At 62.3% G+C, this 18,648-nt stretch carries 12 protein-coding genes; all 12 read left to right on the plus strand.

All coding sequences use genetic code 11. From position 1 onward, the window contains the following. The first annotated feature begins 2 nt into the window (after positions 1-2). Positions 3-797, plus strand: coding sequence for an ABC transporter permease (locus tag YH3_RS10420; protein WP_003942038.1), 795 nt, complete (start codon positions 3-5; stop codon positions 795-797). Between the two features lie 5 nt (positions 798-802). Further along, positions 803-1,663, plus strand: coding sequence for an ABC transporter permease (locus YH3_RS10425; RefSeq protein ID WP_003941894.1), 861 nt, complete (start codon positions 803-805; stop codon positions 1,661-1,663). Then, the gene (locus YH3_RS10430) at positions 1,660-3,021 is read left to right on the plus strand and encodes an MCE family protein (RefSeq protein ID WP_003942007.1); all 1,362 of its coding nucleotides are present in this window, start codon (positions 1,660-1,662) and stop codon (positions 3,019-3,021) included. Before YH3_RS10425 ends, YH3_RS10430 begins: the two co-directional genes overlap by 4 nt. Then, positions 3,018-4,097 carry an MCE family protein gene (locus YH3_RS10435; RefSeq protein ID WP_003941932.1) on the plus strand — a complete coding sequence of 360 codons (1,080 nt, stop codon included), beginning with the start codon at positions 3,018-3,020 and terminating at the stop codon, positions 4,095-4,097. The genes YH3_RS10430 and YH3_RS10435 overlap by 4 nt, the downstream gene beginning before the upstream one ends. Beyond that, positions 4,094-5,089: an MCE family protein gene (locus YH3_RS10440; RefSeq protein WP_003942053.1), complete on the plus strand. Its 996-nt coding sequence runs from the start codon at positions 4,094-4,096 to the stop codon at positions 5,087-5,089. The genes YH3_RS10435 and YH3_RS10440 overlap by 4 nt, the downstream gene beginning before the upstream one ends. Next, the gene (locus YH3_RS10445; protein ID WP_003941941.1) at positions 5,089-6,342 is read left to right on the plus strand and encodes an MCE family protein; all 1,254 of its coding nucleotides are present in this window, start codon (positions 5,089-5,091) and stop codon (positions 6,340-6,342) included. The genes YH3_RS10440 and YH3_RS10445 overlap by 1 nt, the downstream gene beginning before the upstream one ends. Continuing rightward, positions 6,339-7,616: an MCE family protein gene (locus YH3_RS10450; protein ID WP_042453094.1), complete on the plus strand. Its 1,278-nt coding sequence runs from the start codon at positions 6,339-6,341 to the stop codon at positions 7,614-7,616. The genes YH3_RS10445 and YH3_RS10450 overlap by 4 nt, the downstream gene beginning before the upstream one ends. Beyond that, positions 7,613-8,860 carry an MCE family protein gene (locus tag YH3_RS10455; protein ID WP_003942085.1) on the plus strand — a complete coding sequence of 416 codons (1,248 nt, stop codon included), beginning with the start codon at positions 7,613-7,615 and terminating at the stop codon, positions 8,858-8,860. Before YH3_RS10450 ends, YH3_RS10455 begins: the two co-directional genes overlap by 4 nt. A 99-nt stretch (positions 8,861-8,959) precedes the next feature. Beyond that, the gene (locus tag YH3_RS10460; protein WP_007728440.1) at positions 8,960-9,688 is read left to right on the plus strand and encodes a hypothetical protein; all 729 of its coding nucleotides are present in this window, start codon (positions 8,960-8,962) and stop codon (positions 9,686-9,688) included. A 45-nt stretch (positions 9,689-9,733) separates the two neighbouring features. Then, entirely contained in the window at positions 9,734-10,582 is an 849-nt protein-coding gene (locus YH3_RS10465; protein ID WP_064113963.1) for a hypothetical protein, read from the plus strand. Between the two features lie 461 nt (positions 10,583-11,043). Continuing rightward, the gene (rpoB, locus tag YH3_RS10470) at positions 11,044-14,550 is read left to right on the plus strand and encodes a DNA-directed RNA polymerase subunit beta (RefSeq protein ID WP_003942068.1); all 3,507 of its coding nucleotides are present in this window, start codon (positions 11,044-11,046) and stop codon (positions 14,548-14,550) included. A 117-nt stretch (positions 14,551-14,667) separates the two neighbouring features. Further along, positions 14,668-18,624 (plus strand): DNA-directed RNA polymerase subunit beta', encoded by a 3,957-nt coding sequence (locus tag YH3_RS10475; protein ID WP_064443323.1) that lies wholly within the window; start codon positions 14,668-14,670, stop codon positions 18,622-18,624. The last annotated feature ends 24 nt before the right edge of the window (positions 18,625-18,648 follow it).

Raw genomic sequence — 18,648 nt, forward strand, 5'->3', positions numbered from 1 at the left:
GGATGGGGGTTACCCGCAACTCGGTTCTGAGTCCGGTCAACGGAGCATTAACTCAGGCCGGAAACATCGTCGAACTGTTTGTCGACGTCGTCAGGAATACGTTCCGGCGTCCATTTCAGTTCCGTGAGTTCATCGAGCAGGCCTGGTTCATCGCCAGCGTGACAATTTTGCCGACGGCATTGGTAGCCATCCCTTTCGGCGCCGTCGTCTCACTGCAGACCGGTTCGCTGATCAAGCAGTTGGGTGCAGAATCGTTCACTGGCGCTGCCAGCGTCCTGGCGGTGATCCAGCAGGGTAGCCCCCTGGTGACAGCGTTGCTGGTCGCCGGTGCGGCCGGATCGGCCGTGACGGCCGATCTCGGTTCTCGAACCATCCGTGAAGAGATCGACGCGATGGAAGTCCTCGGAATCAATCCGATTCAGCGCCTGGTGGTTCCGCGTGTACTCGCGATGGTGCTGATCGCTGTTCTGCTCAACGGACTGGTGTCCGTCGTCGGTATCGCGGGTGGTTACTTCTTCAACGTGATCCTGCAGGGCGGTAACCCCGGTGCCTACATCTCGTCGTTCTCAGCTTTTGCGCAGCTACCGGACATTTGGAGCGGTGAGATCAAAGCCGCGGTGTTCGGTGTCATCGCTGGTGTGATCTCCGCGTACAAGGGACTCCACCCGTCCGGTGGCCCGAAGGGCGTCGGTGAGGCGGTGAACCAGGCCGTCGTCATCACGTTCCTGCTGTTGTTCTTCGCCAATCTGATTCTGACGATGGTGTACCTCCAGATCGTGCCGGCGAAGGGATCTTGACCTAAATGACCATCGCACGAGGCCGCGGCGATCAGTTCCTGCTGAAGAGTCGCAAAGTAGCCAGAATTCCAGTGAACGCGTTGGACCGCGCGGGCGAGCAGATGTCGTTCTACGCGCGCGCCATCGCGTGGACCCCGCGCACCCTGCATCGGTACCGGAAGGAGACGCTTCGACTACTCGCCGAAGTGACCTTCGGTAGCGGTGCGCTCGCAGTGATCGGCGGAACCATCGGCGTCATCGCGATGATGTCCGGATTCACCGGTGTCGTCGTCGGCCTCCAGGGCTTCGCCGCTCTGGAGCAGTTGGGTAGCTCGGTCCTGACCGGCTTCCTCTCCGCATACGTCAACACCCGTGAGATCGCTCCGATCGTTGCGGCTCTTGCGCTCTCGGCCACGGTTGGTTGTGGCTTCACCGCCCAACTCGGTGCCATGCGTATCTCCGAAGAGATCGACGCGCTCGAGGTCATGGCAGTTCCGTCGGTGCCGTTCCTGGTCACGACGCGCATGATCGCCGGCTTCGTCGCCGTCATCCCGCTGTACATCGTGGGTCTGCTTGCGGCGTACCTCGCCTCGAGAGTGATCAGCACGGTCTTCAACGGGCAGTCGACGGGTTCCTACGACCACTACTTCAACCTGTTCCTGCCACCGCAGGACGTGCTGTATTCGTTTGCGAAAGTCCTGGTATTCGCCTTCGTGCTGATCCTGATCCACTGCTACTACGGGTTCCATGCCTCAGGTGGTCCCGCAGGTGTCGGCGTGGCCGTCGGCCGCGCTGTTCGCGCCGCAATCGTGACGATCGCCGTTCTCGACTTCTTCCTCAGCCTCGCAATCTGGGGCACCACGACGACAGTGAGGGTGGCCGGATGATCGAGGCTCCGTCAGTCCTGCGCCGCCGTGTGCTCGGACTCGTGTTCTTCGTGGTGTTGGCATTGTTCCTGGCCTTCACCATTGGAACCTTCAACAAGACGTTCAAGGACGTCGTGAAGATCGACCTCGTGACCGACACAGTCGGAAATGCGTTGCCACCCAACGCGGACGTCAAGGTCCGTGGGCTGCTGGTCGGCGAGGTGCGATCCGCGTCGACGAAAGACGGCCAGGTCACCTCGGTCCTCGCGATCGAGCCGGACAAGGCTGATCTGATTCCGTCCAACGTCACGGCGCGTCTGCTCCCGAAGACGCTTTTCGGTGAGCGCTACGTCTCCCTGATCATTCCGGAGGGAACCACCGCGACCCCGATTTCCGCGGGAACGGTGATCCACCAGGACAAGAGCGGCAATGCTGTCGAGGTCGGCGACGTTCTGGACGGACTGCTCCCACTTCTGCAGGCGATTCCGCCGCAGGATCTGGCGAACACTCTCGGTTCTCTCGCGCAGGGTCTGACGGGACGCGGCGCCGAGCTCGGTCTGACGGTCGATCGTCTCGAGGAGATCTTCCGCGGCGTCAATACCGAACTGCCCGCGGTGCAAGAGGATCTGCGCAAGTTCGCGGACTTCTCCCAGACGTACTCGGACGCTGCGCCCGATCTGATCAATGCTCTCGACAATCTGCGGACCACGGGTAACACGGTGGTGCAGAAGCAGGACCAGTTGCGGACACTGCTGGCGTCGCTCACCGTGACATCGTCGGACACCGCAGCCTTCCTCGAAGCGAACTCGTCCTCGATCATCACGCTCGCTGCGGATTCGAAGGAAGCTCTCCAGCTTCTGGCCCAGTACTCTCCGACCTTCGGGTGCACGTTCAAGGGCTTCTCGGACACCGCTCCGGAAGCTGCCAAGATCCTGTCCACCGACGCGCCCAATCCTGGTGTGCGTGCGAGTATTCAGATCGTGAACCCCAAGGGTCGCTACCTGCCCAACCAGGACGAGCCACGGCTCGTCGACAACCGCGGCCCGGTTTGCTACGACAACGTCACCGAGCCCGGTCGTCCGTTCCCGCAGTACCCCGGCGGTTCGTACGGTGACGGTTCCTACCAGGTTCCTTCCCGCAATCCAGGTCCCGCCACCATGGAATTCCTGCCTGCACCCGAGGGCTCCGGACCTCAGTTGTTCTCGACCAACAACAGCGGTCCGGCTCAGCAGGCCGGTTACGCGGGCTCGAAACTCGAAGAGGATACGTTGAAGGTGATCTACGGACAGGCCAACGGTGTTGCGCCGGACGATGTTCCGGCGTGGACCACGATGGTCAGCGCTCCGGCATTCGCAGGTGCGGAGGTGAGCGTCCAATGAGAGGACTCGCAGCTCCGCTGACAAAGCTCATCATCTTCGTCGTGGTGACGGTCCTGGCGACAGGACTGCTGGCAGCCAGTATCGCCAACCTCGGCGGCGGTGGCGGCACCAAGTTCAACGCCGTCTTCTCCGACGTCACTTCGTTGAACGAGGGCGACGAGGTTCGCATTGCCGGTGTTCGTGTCGGCCAGGTCGAGAAGATTGCCATCGTCAACGACAACCAGGCCGAGGTCCAGTTCTCGGTATCCGACCGTGATTGGTTGCCGGCCAGTTCCATCGCCACCATACGGTTCCGCAACCTGGTGGGGCAGCGCTACATCTCGCTCTCGCAAGGTGAAGGCAGCCAAGGCAAGAAGATCACCGGCGGCGATACCCTGCCGCTGTCTCAGACGCGCCCGGCAGTCAACCTCACGACACTCTTCAACGGCTTCAAGCCGCTGTTCACCACCCTGAGCGCGGACGACGTCAACAAGCTGTCGTACCAGATCATCCAGGTCTTCCAAGGCGAATCGGGCACCATCAGTGAGCTCGTGCGCAACACCGCGAGCCTGACCAACACCGTCGCGGACAAGGACGCGGTCATCGGCGCGGTGATCAAGAACCTCAACGACGTTCTCGACACCGTCAACGCGAACGACAAGAACCTCGATTCACTGATCGTCAACACCCAGCAACTCGTCACCGGGTTGGCCAACGAGCGTGGGGTGGTCGGTTCGGCCGTCACCTCACTCGCAGGCCTGACCGACGCGACGGCAGACTTGCTCGAGCCGACGCGGCCGTCGATTCAGGGCTCGATCACGGCACTCAACACGCTGGCGACCACACTCAATCGTCGGAGTGACGACGTCAACGCGGTGCTCGAGACCTTGCCGGTCAAGCTCGAGAAGCTCGCACGCGTAGCGAGCTACGGTTCCTGGTTCCAGTTCTATCTGTGCGGAATCGACATCGTTGCCGGTCCAGGACAGTCTGCGTCGCTGAATCTGCCCACCGGCCTGCCGACGGTCAATCAGCCGATTTACACCAACGCGGCCACGCGATGCACTCAAGACGGTATGAGGGAGTTGCAAGGTCGATGAGTAAACGTCGCAGTCCGGCAATGGCCGGAGCCATCGGTATCTTCGTGGTGCTGCTGGCCACTTTGTCCGCGTTCTTCCTCGATTCGCTTCCGTTCGTGGGAGCAGGCTCGTCCTACTCCGCCGAGTTCTCCGAAGCCGCGGGTCTCAAGCCTGGTAACGAGGTTCGTATCGCCGGCGTGAAGGTCGGCAAGGTCACTTCCGTCGATCTCGACGGTGACCGTGTTCTCGTCGACTTCAAGGTCAGTGACGCGTGGGTGGGAGATCAAACCTCTGCGTCCATTCAGATCAAGACCATTCTGGGACAGAAGTACCTCGCCCTAGATCCGCGCGGAACCGACAACCTCGATCCCAAGGATCGGATTCCGCTCGAGCGCACCACCTCTCCGTACGACGTCGTTCAGGCCTTCTCGGCCGCGGCGGACACCGTCGGCGACATCGACACCGACCAGTTGGCGAAGAGCATGGAGACGTTGTCCCAGGCATTCTCCGAGACACCTGGCGATGTCCGCGCTTCGCTCGACGGCGTCAGTCGGCTGTCGCAGACGATCGCGAGCCGCGATCAGGACTTGCAGAAGCTCTTCGCCGCCACCGGGAAGACGTCGCAGATTCTTGCTGACCGCAACAAGGAATTCACCCAGCTGATCCGTGACGGCGGACTTTTGGTGCAGGAACTCAACAATCGCCAGCAAGCGATTTCGCAGCTGCTCACCGGAACTCAGCGCGTCTCTCAGCAGCTCACCGGTCTCGTTCGTGACAACGAGGCGGCAATCGGGCCGGCGCTGACGCAGCTCAACGGCGTCATCGACATCTTGAAGGCCAACAACGAGAACTTGGACAAGGCACTGAAGCTCTACGAACCCTTCATTCGCTTGTACGCCAACGTGGTCGGCAACGGCCGTTGGTTCGACCAGGTCGTCGTGAACCTCCTTCCGCCGGGTCTGCCGGACATTCCGGGCTACCGTGACCCCGTTCGTACGTTGGGAGGCAACTGATGGCTGATACTGCCGAAGCCGGAAGCGGCTCCAAGAAGCGCTCGGTCGCGATCATCGCCGCTGTTCTGATCGGGTTACTCGTAATCGGTGGCGCGCTGTGGTGGGTGTTCACTCGCGCCGGTACCACCAAGATCACCGCCTACTTCGACAAGTCGGTGGGTATCTACGACGGTTCCGACGTTCGTGTCCTCGGTGTCAAGGTCGGCACCGTCGAATCCGTCGAACCCCAGGGAGATCAGGTCAAGGTCGAGCTGCGTGTCGATCGTGGGATCGACATTCCCGCGGGTGCCAGTGCCGCTCAGATCACGCCGTCGGTGGTTGCCGACCGCTACATCCAGCTGACACCGGTCTTCACCGGCGGCGACAAGATGGCCAGCGGTGCAGTAATTCCGATCGAGAAGACGGCGACGCCTGTCGAGGTCGACCAGTTGTACTCCAGCATCGACGAACTCGCGTCGGCTCTCGGTCCTGAAGGTGCCAACAAGAACGGAGCACTGTCCGATTTCGTCGAGACAGGTGCGGCCAACCTCGAGGGCAACGGTGAAGCGTTGGGAGACAGCATCACCAACCTCTCGGATGCCGCACGGACGCTCAACGATTCGCGTGACAACATCTCGCTCACCATCAAGAACCTGGATACTTTTGTGGGCGCTCTCGCGGCCAACGATCAGCAGGTGCGCCAGTTCAACACGCAGTTGTCGGACCTGACCGGATTCCTGGCAGGTGAGCGCGACGATCTCGGTGCCGCTCTGAACCAGCTCTCGATTGCGCTCGGCGACGTCGCGAAGTTCGTGGCCGACAACCGCGATCAACTGGTCCAGACAACCGAAGGTCTCGTCGAACCGACACAGACATTGGCGAACAACAAGGAAGCACTGGCCAACACGCTCACCATGCTTCCGCTGGCGATCTCCAACTTGGTCAACTCGTACGACGCCGAATCAGGTGTGCTGGCTTCACGTCTGGCGTTCCCTGATCTTCAGAACCCGGCCGGCGTGCTCTGCAAGTTGATGGACCTCGGCAAGCTGTTGCCCGGTGATCCGCGGTTCGAGGCATTGGGAAGGCAGATGCAACCGGCTATCGACCAGTGCGCAAACGTCGCAGCGATGACCGACGCAGCCAATCAGGCTGCAGGCCTGAACCTTCCCTTCGGCATCCTTGCCGGTTCCGAACGACAGATGCAGGTAGTTCCGGGCACTGTGCCCGGCGTCGTGTCACCGCGACTGACCAGTGGAAACGGGGAGGGCGAGTGAAGCGTTCATTGATAGTCGGCGCCGGATTGTGCGCCGTCCTGATCTCGGCAACCGCCTGCTCGTCCGAGGGGATCTACGCTGTCCCGCTTCCCGGCGGTCCTGATGTGGGTTCCGATCCGATGCACTTGACCATTCAGTTCGACGACGTGCTCGACTTGGTTCCGCAGTCCGCTGTGAAGGTCGACGGCGTTCCCGTCGGTCGCGTCGACGACGTGTCGGTCGGACCGGACGGATGGACCGCGGATGTCGGCATTATCCTCGACTCGTCGGTTGATCTGCCCGCCAACGCAATTGCCGCGGTCGAGCAGACCAACCTGCTCGGCGAGAAGTTCATCCAGCTGTCGGCCCCGCCGTCCGGACCGGACTCTACGAAGCTGGCCGACGGTGATCTCATTCCGCTGGATCGCACTCGCCACGCCACGGAGATCGAGCAGGTTCTCGGCGCATTGTCGCTGCTGCTCAATGGCGGCGGTGTGGGCCAGTTGCAGCCCATCGTCGAAGAACTCGGTGCCGCGTTCGACGGTCGCGAAGGCAAGACGAGAAGTCTTCTGGAGCAGGCGAACACACTCATCGGTGGACTCAACGAGCAGCGTGACGACATCACACGCGCGCTCGACGGCCTGGATGTGCTCTCGACTCGCGTCAACGATCAGAACGAGAAGATCGGGAAGATTCTTGAGGAACTCCCCGTTGCGACACAGGTTCTCAACGAGCAGCGTCCGCAGCTGACGCAGATGCTCGCTCAGGTGGATCGACTCGGAACAGTGGGAACCGACGTCCTCACACAGTCCAAGGACGATCTGATCGCTGATCTTCAGGCTCTGCGTCCGACGCTGCAGGCGCTCGCAGACTCCGGTGACGACTTCGTGGGGGCACTTCCGTTCCTTCCGACGTTCCCGTTCCCGGACGGTGTCGAGAAGATTGCACAGGGTGGTTCCGTCAACCTCTTCCTGAGTGTCGACCTGCAGATCGGCAATACACTCTCGGGTCTCGGTGTCGGGCAGGGAGAACCGGAATACCGCCAGCCCAAGTTCGGCAATCCCAAGCCGGTGGTCGACCCCTCCAACCCGTACTACAACGGCAACGGACCGCGACCGGGCTGGCCGACAGTGTCACTGCTGCCGATCGCTCCGATCCTGCCGCAGGTTCCCGTTGTCGCCGGCCTTCCCGCCACAACAGCGGGTGACCCGGCAACGCCGGCGCCCGCGGCGAACCCACTCAACCCCATCCAGGGAATGCTGGAACAGTTCGGAATCGGCGGTGATGGACAGTGAGATCAGCTCTGGTCAGATGGCAGCTCGTCGGCTTTGTCGTGGTTGCGCTCCTGGGTCTCATCTACGTCGGCGCCAAGTACGTGCGCCTGGACAACCTCATGGGGTTCGGTCAGTACACGGTCAAGACCGAATTGGCCACGTCCGGTGGAATTTTCACCAACGCCGAGGTGACGTATCGCGGCGTGCCGGTCGGGCGAGTGGGCGACATGTCGTTGACCGAGGACGGAATTCAGGTCGACCTGAAGATCGACAACAGTGCTCCGGAGATTCCCGCGTCGGCCCGTGCCGTCGTGGCCAACCGCTCCGCCATCGGTGAGCAGTACGTCGACCTTCAGCCCGATACCGACCAGGGACCGTTTCTCGAGGACGGCTCGGTGATCGCGGTGGGGGACACCACAACTCCGATCCCGATCGAGGATGTGCTGACCAGTGCCAACGGCTTGGTCAAGTCCGTGCCCGTCGACGCGCTCCACACCGTCGCCGTCGAACTCGGTGCAGCGTTCAACGGCAAGGGCGAGGACATTCAGGTCCTGGCCGATTCGCTGTCCGGTCTCTCGCAGTCCGGGCTCGACACTCTGCCTCAGACGCTCGCGCTGATTCGGAACAGTGAGACGGTACTGACGACGCAGTCGGATCAGTCCTCCGCGATCAAGCAGTTCAGTACCGATCTCGATGCTGTCACGGCGCAGTTGAGGACCAGCGATCCGGACATCCGTCGCTTGATCGACAACGGCATCCCGGCCAGCGATCAGATCGGTGCCCTCATCAACGAGGCGGGCCCGAGCCTGACGACTGACCTGACCAATCTTGCCGCGACCACCAAGACGCTTGCACCCCGAACGATCGCGCTGCAGCCGTTCCTGATCTTCCTTCCCGGCCTGGCCGCTGCCGCACCGACGGTTGCTCCCGGCGACGGAACGGTCCATCAGGGCTTGGTGCTCGAGACCAACAATCCGCTCTCGTGCACGGTGGGTTACGAAGGCACCATGGCGATCCTGGACGAGATGAAGCGTCAGAATCCCAACTTCGACGACACCCAGCAGGATTTCCCGCTCAACACCGCGGCCTCGTGTGAGACGCCGCTGGGCAGCGAGACGGGCGTCCGCAGTGCCAACCGCGTGGTGTACGCCGATCCCGACACGATCCAGCCTTGGGACTTCAAGCCGAAGGTCGATCCGGACAAGTTGAACCTCAACCCGATCGCGACGCAGTTGGCGCCGTTGCTCGGAGTGACACCGAAGTAGACCGATCCGAATGTGGTCGAGTTTGTGCAGTTCAGGCTACTGAGTTGTGGCAGTTGACGATTCGCGGCCAGAGGCTGGGCAAAACAGGTAAGTAGGGTAGTGAGTGTGATTCAGAGAAACAGTTCCCCGCAGTCCGGCGGGCCCGAGCAAGTCGAATCGGGAGCGCCGACAACCGGTAGACCGAAGGGGCTGACAGCGTCTCTGATTGCGGTCGGTGTCTTGCTTCTGGCGGCAGTGGTTGCGCTCGGTGTGTTCGGCGTCCCGTACGTTCGGGCGCTCACCACCGACCGCACCACCGCCGAGATGCGTGACGACGCGTTGATCGGTGCGCAGCAAGTCGCGATCAACCTCAACAACGCGGATTCGGCCAATCTCGACCAGTCGATCGAGAACATGCGTTCTTCGGTGACCGGTGACGAGATGACGACGTATCTGCAGACCGTTCAGGATTCCATCACAGACGAGTTGCGTAACTCGGGCTCGAAGGCTGACACCGAAGTCGTTCAGTCCGCGCTGACCGAGCTCAATACCGATGACCGGACCGCCACGGCACTGGTCGTCGTTCGAGTCACCACGACCCAGGGCAACCAGTTCGTCAAGAATCAGCTCGGCATGCGGCTGGGCATGGTCGAGGTCGACGGGGTCTGGAAGGCTCAGTCGGCTGATCCGATCGGCTCTCGGCTCGATCTCGGCTCCGGCACCCTGCCGGCCACCGACGGCTCCACGCCTGCTCCTGACGCAACGCCCGCACCCGGTTCGGGGACCGAGGCACCTGCCTCCGGTGCTCCCGCACCGACAACCGAGGGTGGTGATTCCGGTGGCCAGTAGTTCGTCGAACCTGCACACCGACATCCCTCGAAGGAGAAGCGCGTAATGCCACCCAAACGTCGTACCGGCGGACCGTCCTCCCCGCAGAACCGTCGGCCGAAGATCGCGGGAAGCGCTCGCTCGCTCAACGTCCCCGCGGGGACGTCCGATTCGGATCCGGTCGAGCCCACGATCGAACAGCCGGAAGAAGAAACACAGGAGGCTGTGAAGCCGGAGGTTGCGAAGCCGACGCTCACGAAGGCCGAGTCCGGAGAAATCGAGCCGCCGAAGACGGAAACCGACGCTCCGGAATCCACACCGGGCCCCGATCTGACCAAACCGGCGAAAACCGTCGCAGACGAGCCCAAGGCCCCTGCTACCCCGGAGACGGGCGCGGGGGAGTCGGCGACAACACCTACACAATCCAAGGCCGGTTGGCGCCTGGTCGCGATCCTGGGGGCCGCAGCGGTCATCGTCGCGATCCTCGCCGGCATCGCCTTCTTCAAAGTCGGCGCGAAGACGGACGACATCGCCTGGGTGGACGAAGGCGCCACGGCTGAAGTTCTTCGTGTGACGCCGTCGGCGTTGGCTGCAGTCTTCACGTTTTCTCCCGACACGTTCGACGCCGATTTCGACAAGGGTGTCCAGGGCCTGAACCAGTCGATGCGCGATCAGCTGACGCAGTACAAGGACACGCAGAAGGCCGGCGTCGAACAAACCCAGACGGCAACGACCGCTGATGTCCCGCTGATCGGGATCACACGGCTCGAGAAGGACCGGGCGCAGTTGCTCGCCCAACTGAACGTCAGCTCGACGCAGAACGGCGTGGCGGCAGACTCTCGCTCCGGAATGGTCATCGTGAGTCTGGAGAAGCAGGATGGAAACTGGCTGATCTCGGAGATTCGCGACCAGTAGCTCGGAGATCCGCGACCAGTAGCACCTGCGCACCAGCGCGAAGATCTGGATCGACGCACGATGTCGGTCCAGATTTTTCGTATGTGACGCCGTTGCTGGCTACACTCCCGGTGGCAGTGTTCGAATGCGCGTCACGAATGTTCGAATGCTGCGACACGCGCTCTCGCCCTTGACGGAGCGGTCCGCAAGGTCCACTCTGATCGGTGAACATGCACGGACGAGTGATCGGCAGTCTCACGTCAGTATCTGAATTCGACCCTCAGTTACACCCGACTCGACATTTCCAGAGTAAGGGTGTACTTTTGGACGTTGCGCTGGCTGCCTCCTGTCCACCCCTCGTCTCAACCGCTGCGAAGTCAAGTACTTCTTGCTTTCTGCGACGGGTTTCGTTCGGGTTGTAACCAGCGAAATTCGAAGCAGATACAGCGGCGGTCGCAACAGCACGGAGCGGCCCGCGTGAGGTGCTGGAAGGACGCATCTTGGCAGTCTCTAGCCAGACCAAGGCAGTTTCCGGAATCCCCGGAGCCCCGAAGAGGGTTTCGTTCGCGAAAGTTCGCGAACCCCTCGAAGTTCCCGGGCTTCTTGACGTACAGACAGATTCGTTCGAGTGGCTGATCGGCGCGCAGAGTTGGCGTGAACGAGCAGCTGCACTCGGCGACAATGCAGTGTCCGGTGGTCTCGAGGACATCCTCGCGGAGCTTTCTCCGATCGAGGATTTCAACGGCACTATGTCGCTGTCCTTCTCCGACCCTCGATTCGACGAGGTCAAGGCCTCGACGGACGAGTGCAAAGACAAGGACATGACCTACGCGGCGCCGTTGTTCGTCACCGCGGAGTTCATCAACAACAACACTGGTGAGATCAAGAGCCAGACGGTCTTCATGGGAGATTTCCCGATGATGACCGACAAGGGCACCTTCATCATCAACGGCACCGAGCGTGTGGTCGTCTCGCAGCTCGTGCGTTCCCCCGGTGTGTACTTCGACATGAGCGTCGACAAGAGCACCGAGAAGGATCTGCACAGCGTCAAGGTGATCCCGGGTCGCGGCGCATGGCTCGAGTTCGACGTCGACAAGCGCGACACCGTTGGTGTCCGTATCGACCGCAAGCGTCGTCAGCCTGTCACCGTCCTGCTCAAGGCACTCGGCTGGACCACCGAGCAGATCACGGAGCGCTTCGGCTTCTCCGAGATCCTCATGGCCACGCTGGAGAAGGACAACACCGCCGGCACCGATGAGGCGTTGCTCGACATCTACCGCAAGCTGCGTCCGGGCGAGCCCCCCACCAAGGAGAGCGCGCAGACCCTGCTGGAGAACCTGTTCTTCAAGGACAAGCGCTACGACCTCGCTCGCGTGGGTCGTTACAAGATCAACAAGAAGCTCGGCCTGAACGCGGGTCAGCCGATCGTTGCATCCACGCTCACCGAAGAAGACATCGTCGCCACCGTCGAGTACCTCGTGCGTCTGCACGCAGGTGACACCTCGATGACGGCTCCGGGCGGCGTCGAGGTTCCCGTCGAGGTCGACGACATCGACCACTTCGGCAACCGTCGTCTGCGTACGGTCGGCGAGCTCATCCAGAACCAGATCCGCGTGGGCCTGTCCCGCATGGAGCGTGTGGTTCGTGAGCGCATGACCACGCAGGACGTCGAGGCAATCACGCCTCAGACGCTGATCAACATCCGTCCCGTCGTCGCTGCGATCAGGGAGTTCTTCGGAACCTCCCAGCTGTCGCAGTTCATGGACCAGAACAACCCGCTGTCGGGGCTGACGCACAAGCGTCGTCTGTCCGCCCTCGGCCCGGGCGGTCTGTCCCGTGAGCGCGCCGGCCTCGAGGTTCGCGACGTTCACCCGTCGCACTACGGCCGCATGTGCCCGATCGAGACCCCGGAAGGCCCGAACATCGGCCTGATCGGTTCGCTGTCGGTCTACGCCCGCGTCAACCCGTTCGGTTTCATCGAGACCCCGTACCGTCGCGTCGTCGACGGACAGGTGACCGACGAGGTCGACTACCTGACCGCTGACGAAGAAGACCGCCACGTAGTCGCGCAAGCCAACTCGGCCATCGACCGCGAGGGTCGCTTCACCGACTCGAAGATTCTCGTCCGCCGTAAGGGTGGCGAGGTCGAGTTCGTCGCGTCCTCCGACATCGACTACATGGACGTTTCGCCGCGTCAGATGGTGTCCGTCGCAACCGCGATGATTCCGTTCCTCGAGCACGACGATGCAAACCGTGCCCTGATGGGCGCGAACATGCAGCGTCAGGCTGTCCCGCTGGTTCGCAGCGAGGCACCTCTCGTCGGTACCGGCATGGAGCTGCGTGCAGCTGTGGATGCCGGCGACGTCATCATCACCGAGAAGACCGGTGTCGTGGAGGAGATCTCCGCGGACTACGTCACGGTGATGGCTGACGACGGAAGCCGCAAGACGTACCGGATGCGCAAGTTCGCGCGTTCCAACCAGGGCACGTGCGCCAACCAGCGTCCGATCGTGGACGAGGGACAGCGTGTCGAGGCCGGCCAGGTTCTGGCCGACGGTCCTTGCACCGAGAACGGTGAGATGGCGCTGGGCAAGAACTTGCTCGTCGCGATCATGCCGTGGGAAGGCCACAACTACGAGGACGCGATCATTCTGTCGCAGCGTCTCGTGGAGGAGGACGTCCTGACCTCGATTCACATCGAGGAGCACGAGATCGATGCCCGCGACACCAAGCTCGGTGCCGAGGAAATCACTCGCGACATCCCGAACGTCTCCGACGAGGTCCTCGCCGACCTCGACGAGCGCGGCATCATCCGTATCGGTGCCGAGGTTCGTGACGGCGACGTGCTGGTCGGAAAGGTCACGCCGAAGGGCGAGACCGAGCTGACCCCCGAAGAGCGCCTCCTTCGCGCCATCTTCGGTGAGAAGGCTCGCGAGGTTCGTGACACGTCCCTCAAGGTTCCTCACGGTGAGACCGGCAAGGTCATCGGAATCCGCGTGTTCTCGCGTGACGAAGACGACGATCTGCCTCCCGGTGTCAACGAGCTGGTCCGCGTCTACGTGGCACAGAAGCGCAAGATCCAGGACGGCGACAAGCTCGCCGGCCGCCACGGTAACAAGGGCGTCATCGGCAAGATCCTGCCGCAGGAAGACATGCCGTTCCTCTCGGACGGCACGCCTGTCGATATCATCTTGAACACGCACGGCGTCCCGCGTCGTATGAACATCGGTCAGGTCTTGGAGACCCACCTCGGGTGGATCGGCAAGACCGGCTGGAACGTTCAGATCGCGTCCGACGGCTCTCGTCCCGACTGGGCTGCGACCCTGCCGGAAGAGATGCTGTCCGCTCCGGCCGACTCGAACATCGCCACCCCGGTGTTCGACGGTGCGAAGGAAGACGAGCTCACCGGTCTCCTCGGCGCGACGCTGCCGAACCGTGACGGCGAGCAGATGGTCGGACCCGACGGAAAGGCCACCTTGTTCGACGGCCGCTCCGGCGAGCCGTTCCCGTACCCGGTCTCGGTCGGTTACATGTACATCATCAAGCTGCACCACTTGGTCGACGACAAGATCCACGCTCGTTCGACCGGTCCGTACTCGATGATCACGCAGCAGCCTCTCGGCGGTAAGGCCCAGTTCGGTGGCCAGCGCTTCGGTGAGATGGAGTGCTGGGCGATGCAGGCCTACGGCGCGGCTTACACGCTGCAGGAACTGCTGACCATCAAGTCTGACGACGTGGTCGGTCGAGTCAAGGTGTACGAAGCCATCGTCAAGGGCGAGAACATCCCCGAACCCGGCATCCCCGAGTCGTTCAAGGTGCTCCTCAAGGAGCTCCAGTCGCTCTGCCTCAACGTGGAGGTGCTGTCCTCGGACGGCGCGGCCATCACGATGGCGGACGGCGACGACGAGGACTTGGAGCGGGCCGCAGCGAACCTGGGCATCAACCTGTCCAGGAACGAAGCTGCGACGGTCGACGACCTCGCGAACTAGGTTTCGGTCCCCGGGTTGCTCTTGAGAGAGCGGCCCGGGGGCGTAGTTCACATTTGAATTGGCAGTCAGGTTGCCGGGTGACCGGCAACCGTAACCCCAACGGGGAAAGGAAGTTACGTGCTCGACGTCAACTTCTTCGATGAACTCCGCATTGGCTTGGCCAGTGCAGAGGACATCCGCAATTGGTCCTACGGCGAGGTCAAGAAGCCGGAGACCATCAACTACCGCACGCTCAAGCCCGAGAAGGACGGCCTCTTCTGCGAGAAGATCTTCGGCCCCACTCGGGACTGGGAGTGCTACTGCGGTAAGTACAAGCGTGTCCGCTTCAAGGGCATTATCTGTGAGCGCTGTGGCGTCGAGGTCACTCGCGCCAAGGTTCGTCGTGAGCGCATGGGTCACATCGAACTGGCCGCACCGGTCACGCACATCTGGTACTTCAAGGGTGTTCCGAGCCGTCTCGGTTACCTGCTCGACCTGGCTCCGAAGGATCTCGAAAAGATCATCTACTTCGCTGCCTACGTCATCGTCGGTGTCGACGAGGAGCTCCGTCACAACGAGCTGTCCACCCTCGAAGCCGAGATGCAGGTCGAGAAGAAGACCGTCGCAGATCAGCGCGACGCCGATCTCGAGGCACGTGCGCAGAAGCTCGAAGCCGACATCGCCGAGCTCGAGGCAGAGGGCGCGAAGTCCGATGTCCGCCGCAAGGTCAAGGACGGCGGCGAGCGCGAAATGCGTCAGCTCCGTGACCGCGCGCAGCGTGAGCTGGATCGTCTCGACGAGATCTGGACCACCTTCACCAAGCTGAGCGTCAAGCAGCTCATCATCGACGAGCTCCTGTACCGCGAGCTGGTCGACCGTTACGGCGAGTACTTCACGGGTGCGATGGGCGCAGAGTCCATCCAGATCCTGATGCAGAACTTCGACCTCGACGCCGAGGCAGAGTCTCTCCGCGAGACCATCCGCAGCGGCAAGGGCCAGAAGAAGCTGCGTGCACTCAAGCGCCTCAAGGTGGTTGCGGCATTCCAGACCAACGGCAACTCGCCGATGGGCATGGTCCTCAACGCTGTTCCGGTGATCCCGCCGGAGCTTCGCCCGATGGTTCAGCTCGACGGTGGACGTTTCGCGACGTCCGACCTCAACGACCTGTACCGCCGCGTCATCAACCGCAACAACCGCCTCAAGCGACTGATCGACCTCGGTGCTCCCGAGATCATCGTCAACAACGAGAAGCGGATGCTGCAGGAGTCGGTCGACGCCCTGTTCGACAACGGTCGTCGTGGACGTCCGGTCACCGGACCGGGTAACCGCCCGCTGAAGTCCCTGAGCGATCTGCTCAAGGGCAAGCAGGGTCGCTTCCGTCAGAACCTGCTCGGTAAGCGCGTCGACTACTCGGGTCGTTCCGTCATCGTCGTCGGTCCTCAGCTCAAGCTGCACCAGTGTGGTCTGCCCAAGCTGATGGCTCTCGAGCTGTTCAAGCCGTTCGTGATGAAGCGTCTGGTCGATCTGAACCACGCGCAGAACATCAAGTCGGCAAAGCGCATGGTCGAGCGCAAGCGCGTCCAGGTGTGGGACGTCCTCGAAGAGGTCATCGCCGAGCACCCCGTGCTGCTCAACCGTGCACCTACGCTGCACCGTCTGGGTATCCAGGCATTCGAGCCGCAGCTCGTCGAGGGCAAGGCCATTCAGCTCCACCCGCTGGTGTGTGAGGCCTTCAACGCCGACTTCGACGGTGACCAGATGGCTGTTCACCTCCCGCTGTCGGCAGAGGCTCAGGCCGAGGCACGCATCCTGATGCTGTCCTCGAACAACATCCTCTCGCCTGCTTCGGGTCGCCCGCTCGCCATGCCGCGTCTGGACATGGTCACGGGTCTGTTCCACCTGACCCGTCTCGACGAGGGCGTCACCGGTGAGCTCGTTGCTCCGACCAACGACGAGGCAGAGCAGGGCGTGTACTCCTCGCCCGCCGAGGCTCAGATGGCAGTCGACCGCGGCGCGCTCTCGGTTCAGGCTCAGATCAAGGTGCGTCTGACGCAGCAGCGTCCGCCGCGCGACCTCGAGAACGAACTGTTCCCCGAGGGCTGGAACTACGGTGAAGGCTGGACCGCCACCACGACACTCGGCCGTGTGCTCTTCAACGAGCTGCTTCCGGCGGACTACCCGTTCGTCAACGAGCAGATGCCGAAGAAGCGCCAGGCGACGATCATCAACGATCTCGCCGAGCGGTACCCGATGATCGTGGTTGCTCAGACCGTCGACAAGCTCAAGGACGTCGGGTTCTACTGGGCCACCCGTTCGGGTGTCACGGTCTCGATCTCCGACGTGCTCGTGCCGCCGGAGAAGCCTGCCATCATCGAGGACTTCGAGGCTCAGGCCGACAAGATCGAGAAGCAGTACCAGCGTGGTGCTCTGGACAAGAAGGAGCGCAACAGCGCTCTGGTCACCATTTGGCAGGAAGCGACCGACAAGGTCGGCAAGGCCATGGAGGCTCACTTCCCCGACAGCAACCCGATCCCGATGATCGTGAAGTCCGGCGCAGCCGGCAACATGACTCAGGTTCGCTCGCTCGCCGGTATGAAGGGCCTGGTGACAAACCCGAAGGGTGAGTTCATCCCGCGTCCGATCAAGTCTTCCTTCAAGGAAGGCCTGACCGTTCTCGAGTACTTCATCAACACGCACGGTGCTCGTAAGGGTCTGGCCGATACCGCACTCCGCACCGCCGACTCGGGTTACCTGACCCGTCGTCTGGTGGACGTTTCGCAGGACGTCATCGTCCGCGAGGTCGACTGTGGAACAGAGCGCGGCATCGTCACCACGATCGCCGAGAAGCAGGCCGACGGCACGATGATCCGCGATGCTCACGTGGAGACCAGCACGTACGCCCGTACCTTGGCGGCCGATGCAGTCGACGCGAACGGCACCGTCATCGTCGAGCGTGGCCACGATCTCGGTGACCCCGCGATCGATGCTCTGCTCGAAGCCGGCATCACGACGGTCAAGGTCCGCTCGGTCCTGACCTGCACCACCGGCACCGGCGTTTGCGCCACTTGCTACGGCCGCTCGATGGCCACCGGCAAGCTGGTCGACATCGGTGAGGCTGTCGGTATCGTCGCCGCACAGTCGATCGGTGAGCCCGGTACTCAGCTGACCATGCGTACCTTCCACCAGGGTGGTGTCGCAGGAGATGACATCACCGGCGGTCTGCCGCGTGTCCAGGAGCTGTTCGAGGCACGTGTGCCCAAGGGCAAGGCTCCTATCGCGGACGTCACCGGTCGGGTACAGCTCGAAGACGGCGATCGTTTCTACAAGATCACCATCGTTCCGGACGACGGCGGCGAAGAGGTTGTCTACGACAAGCTCAGCAAGCGTCAGCGTCTGCGCGTCTTCAAGCATGCCGACGGTCGCGAAAGCCTCTTGGCTGACGGTGACCACGTCGAGGTCGGACAGCAGCTCATGGAAGGTGCTGCCGATCCCCACGAGGTCCTGCGAGTCATGGGTCCGCGTCAGGTTCAGATCCACTTGGTCAACGAGGTCCAGGAGGTGTACCGGAGCCAGGGTGTGTCGATCCACGACAAGCACATCGAGGTCATCGTGCGCCAGATGCTTCGTCGCGTGACGATCATCGATTCCGGTGCCACCGAGTTCCTGCCCGGTTCGCTCACCGAGCGCGCCGAGTTCGAGTCGGCAAACCGCCGCGTTGTCGCCGAGGGTGGCGAGCCCGCAGCCGGCCGTCCGGTGCTCATGGGTATCACGAAGGCGTCGCTCGCGACGGATTCGTGGCTGTCCGCGGCATCGTTCCAGGAGACCACTCGTGTCTTGACCGACGCGGCTATCAACTGCCGCTCGGACAAGCTGATCGGTCTGAAGGAAAATGTCATCATCGGCAAGCTGATCCCTGCCGGTACCGGTATCAACCGTTACCGCAACATCCAGGTTCAGCCCACCGAAGAGGCACGCGCCGCTGCTTACGCCGTGCCGTCGTACGACGACCAGTACTACAGCCCGGACGGCTTCGGCCAGAACACCGGTGCTGCAGTTCCGCTGGACGACTACGGCTTCAGCAACGACTACCGCTAAGCGTTAGTTCGTAGAAATCCCCCC

It is taken from the genome of Rhodococcus sp. YH3-3 (assembly GCF_001653035.1).
In the GTDB taxonomy this organism is placed as follows: domain Bacteria; phylum Actinomycetota; class Actinomycetes; order Mycobacteriales; family Mycobacteriaceae; genus Rhodococcus_F; species Rhodococcus_F qingshengii.

Bases quoted from the DNA above. Each gene is read 5' to 3' on its own strand.
- YH3_RS10420 (WP_003942038.1), top strand. From the start codon at position 3: ATGGGGGTTACCCGCAACTCGGTTCTGAGTCCGGTCAACGGAGCATTA.
- YH3_RS10430 (WP_003942007.1), top strand. From the start codon at position 1,660: ATGATCGAGGCTCCGTCAGTCCTGCGCCGCCGTGTGCTCGGACTCGTG.
- YH3_RS10440 (WP_003942053.1), top strand. From the start codon at position 4,094: ATGAGTAAACGTCGCAGTCCGGCAATGGCCGGAGCCATCGGTATCTTC.
- YH3_RS10465 (WP_064113963.1), top strand. From the start codon at position 9,734: ATGCCACCCAAACGTCGTACCGGCGGACCGTCCTCCCCGCAGAACCGT.
- YH3_RS10425 (WP_003941894.1), top strand. From the start codon at position 803: ATGACCATCGCACGAGGCCGCGGCGATCAGTTCCTGCTGAAGAGTCGC.
- YH3_RS10445 (WP_003941941.1), top strand. From the start codon at position 5,089: ATGGCTGATACTGCCGAAGCCGGAAGCGGCTCCAAGAAGCGCTCGGTC.
- YH3_RS10435 (WP_003941932.1), top strand. From the start codon at position 3,018: ATGAGAGGACTCGCAGCTCCGCTGACAAAGCTCATCATCTTCGTCGTG.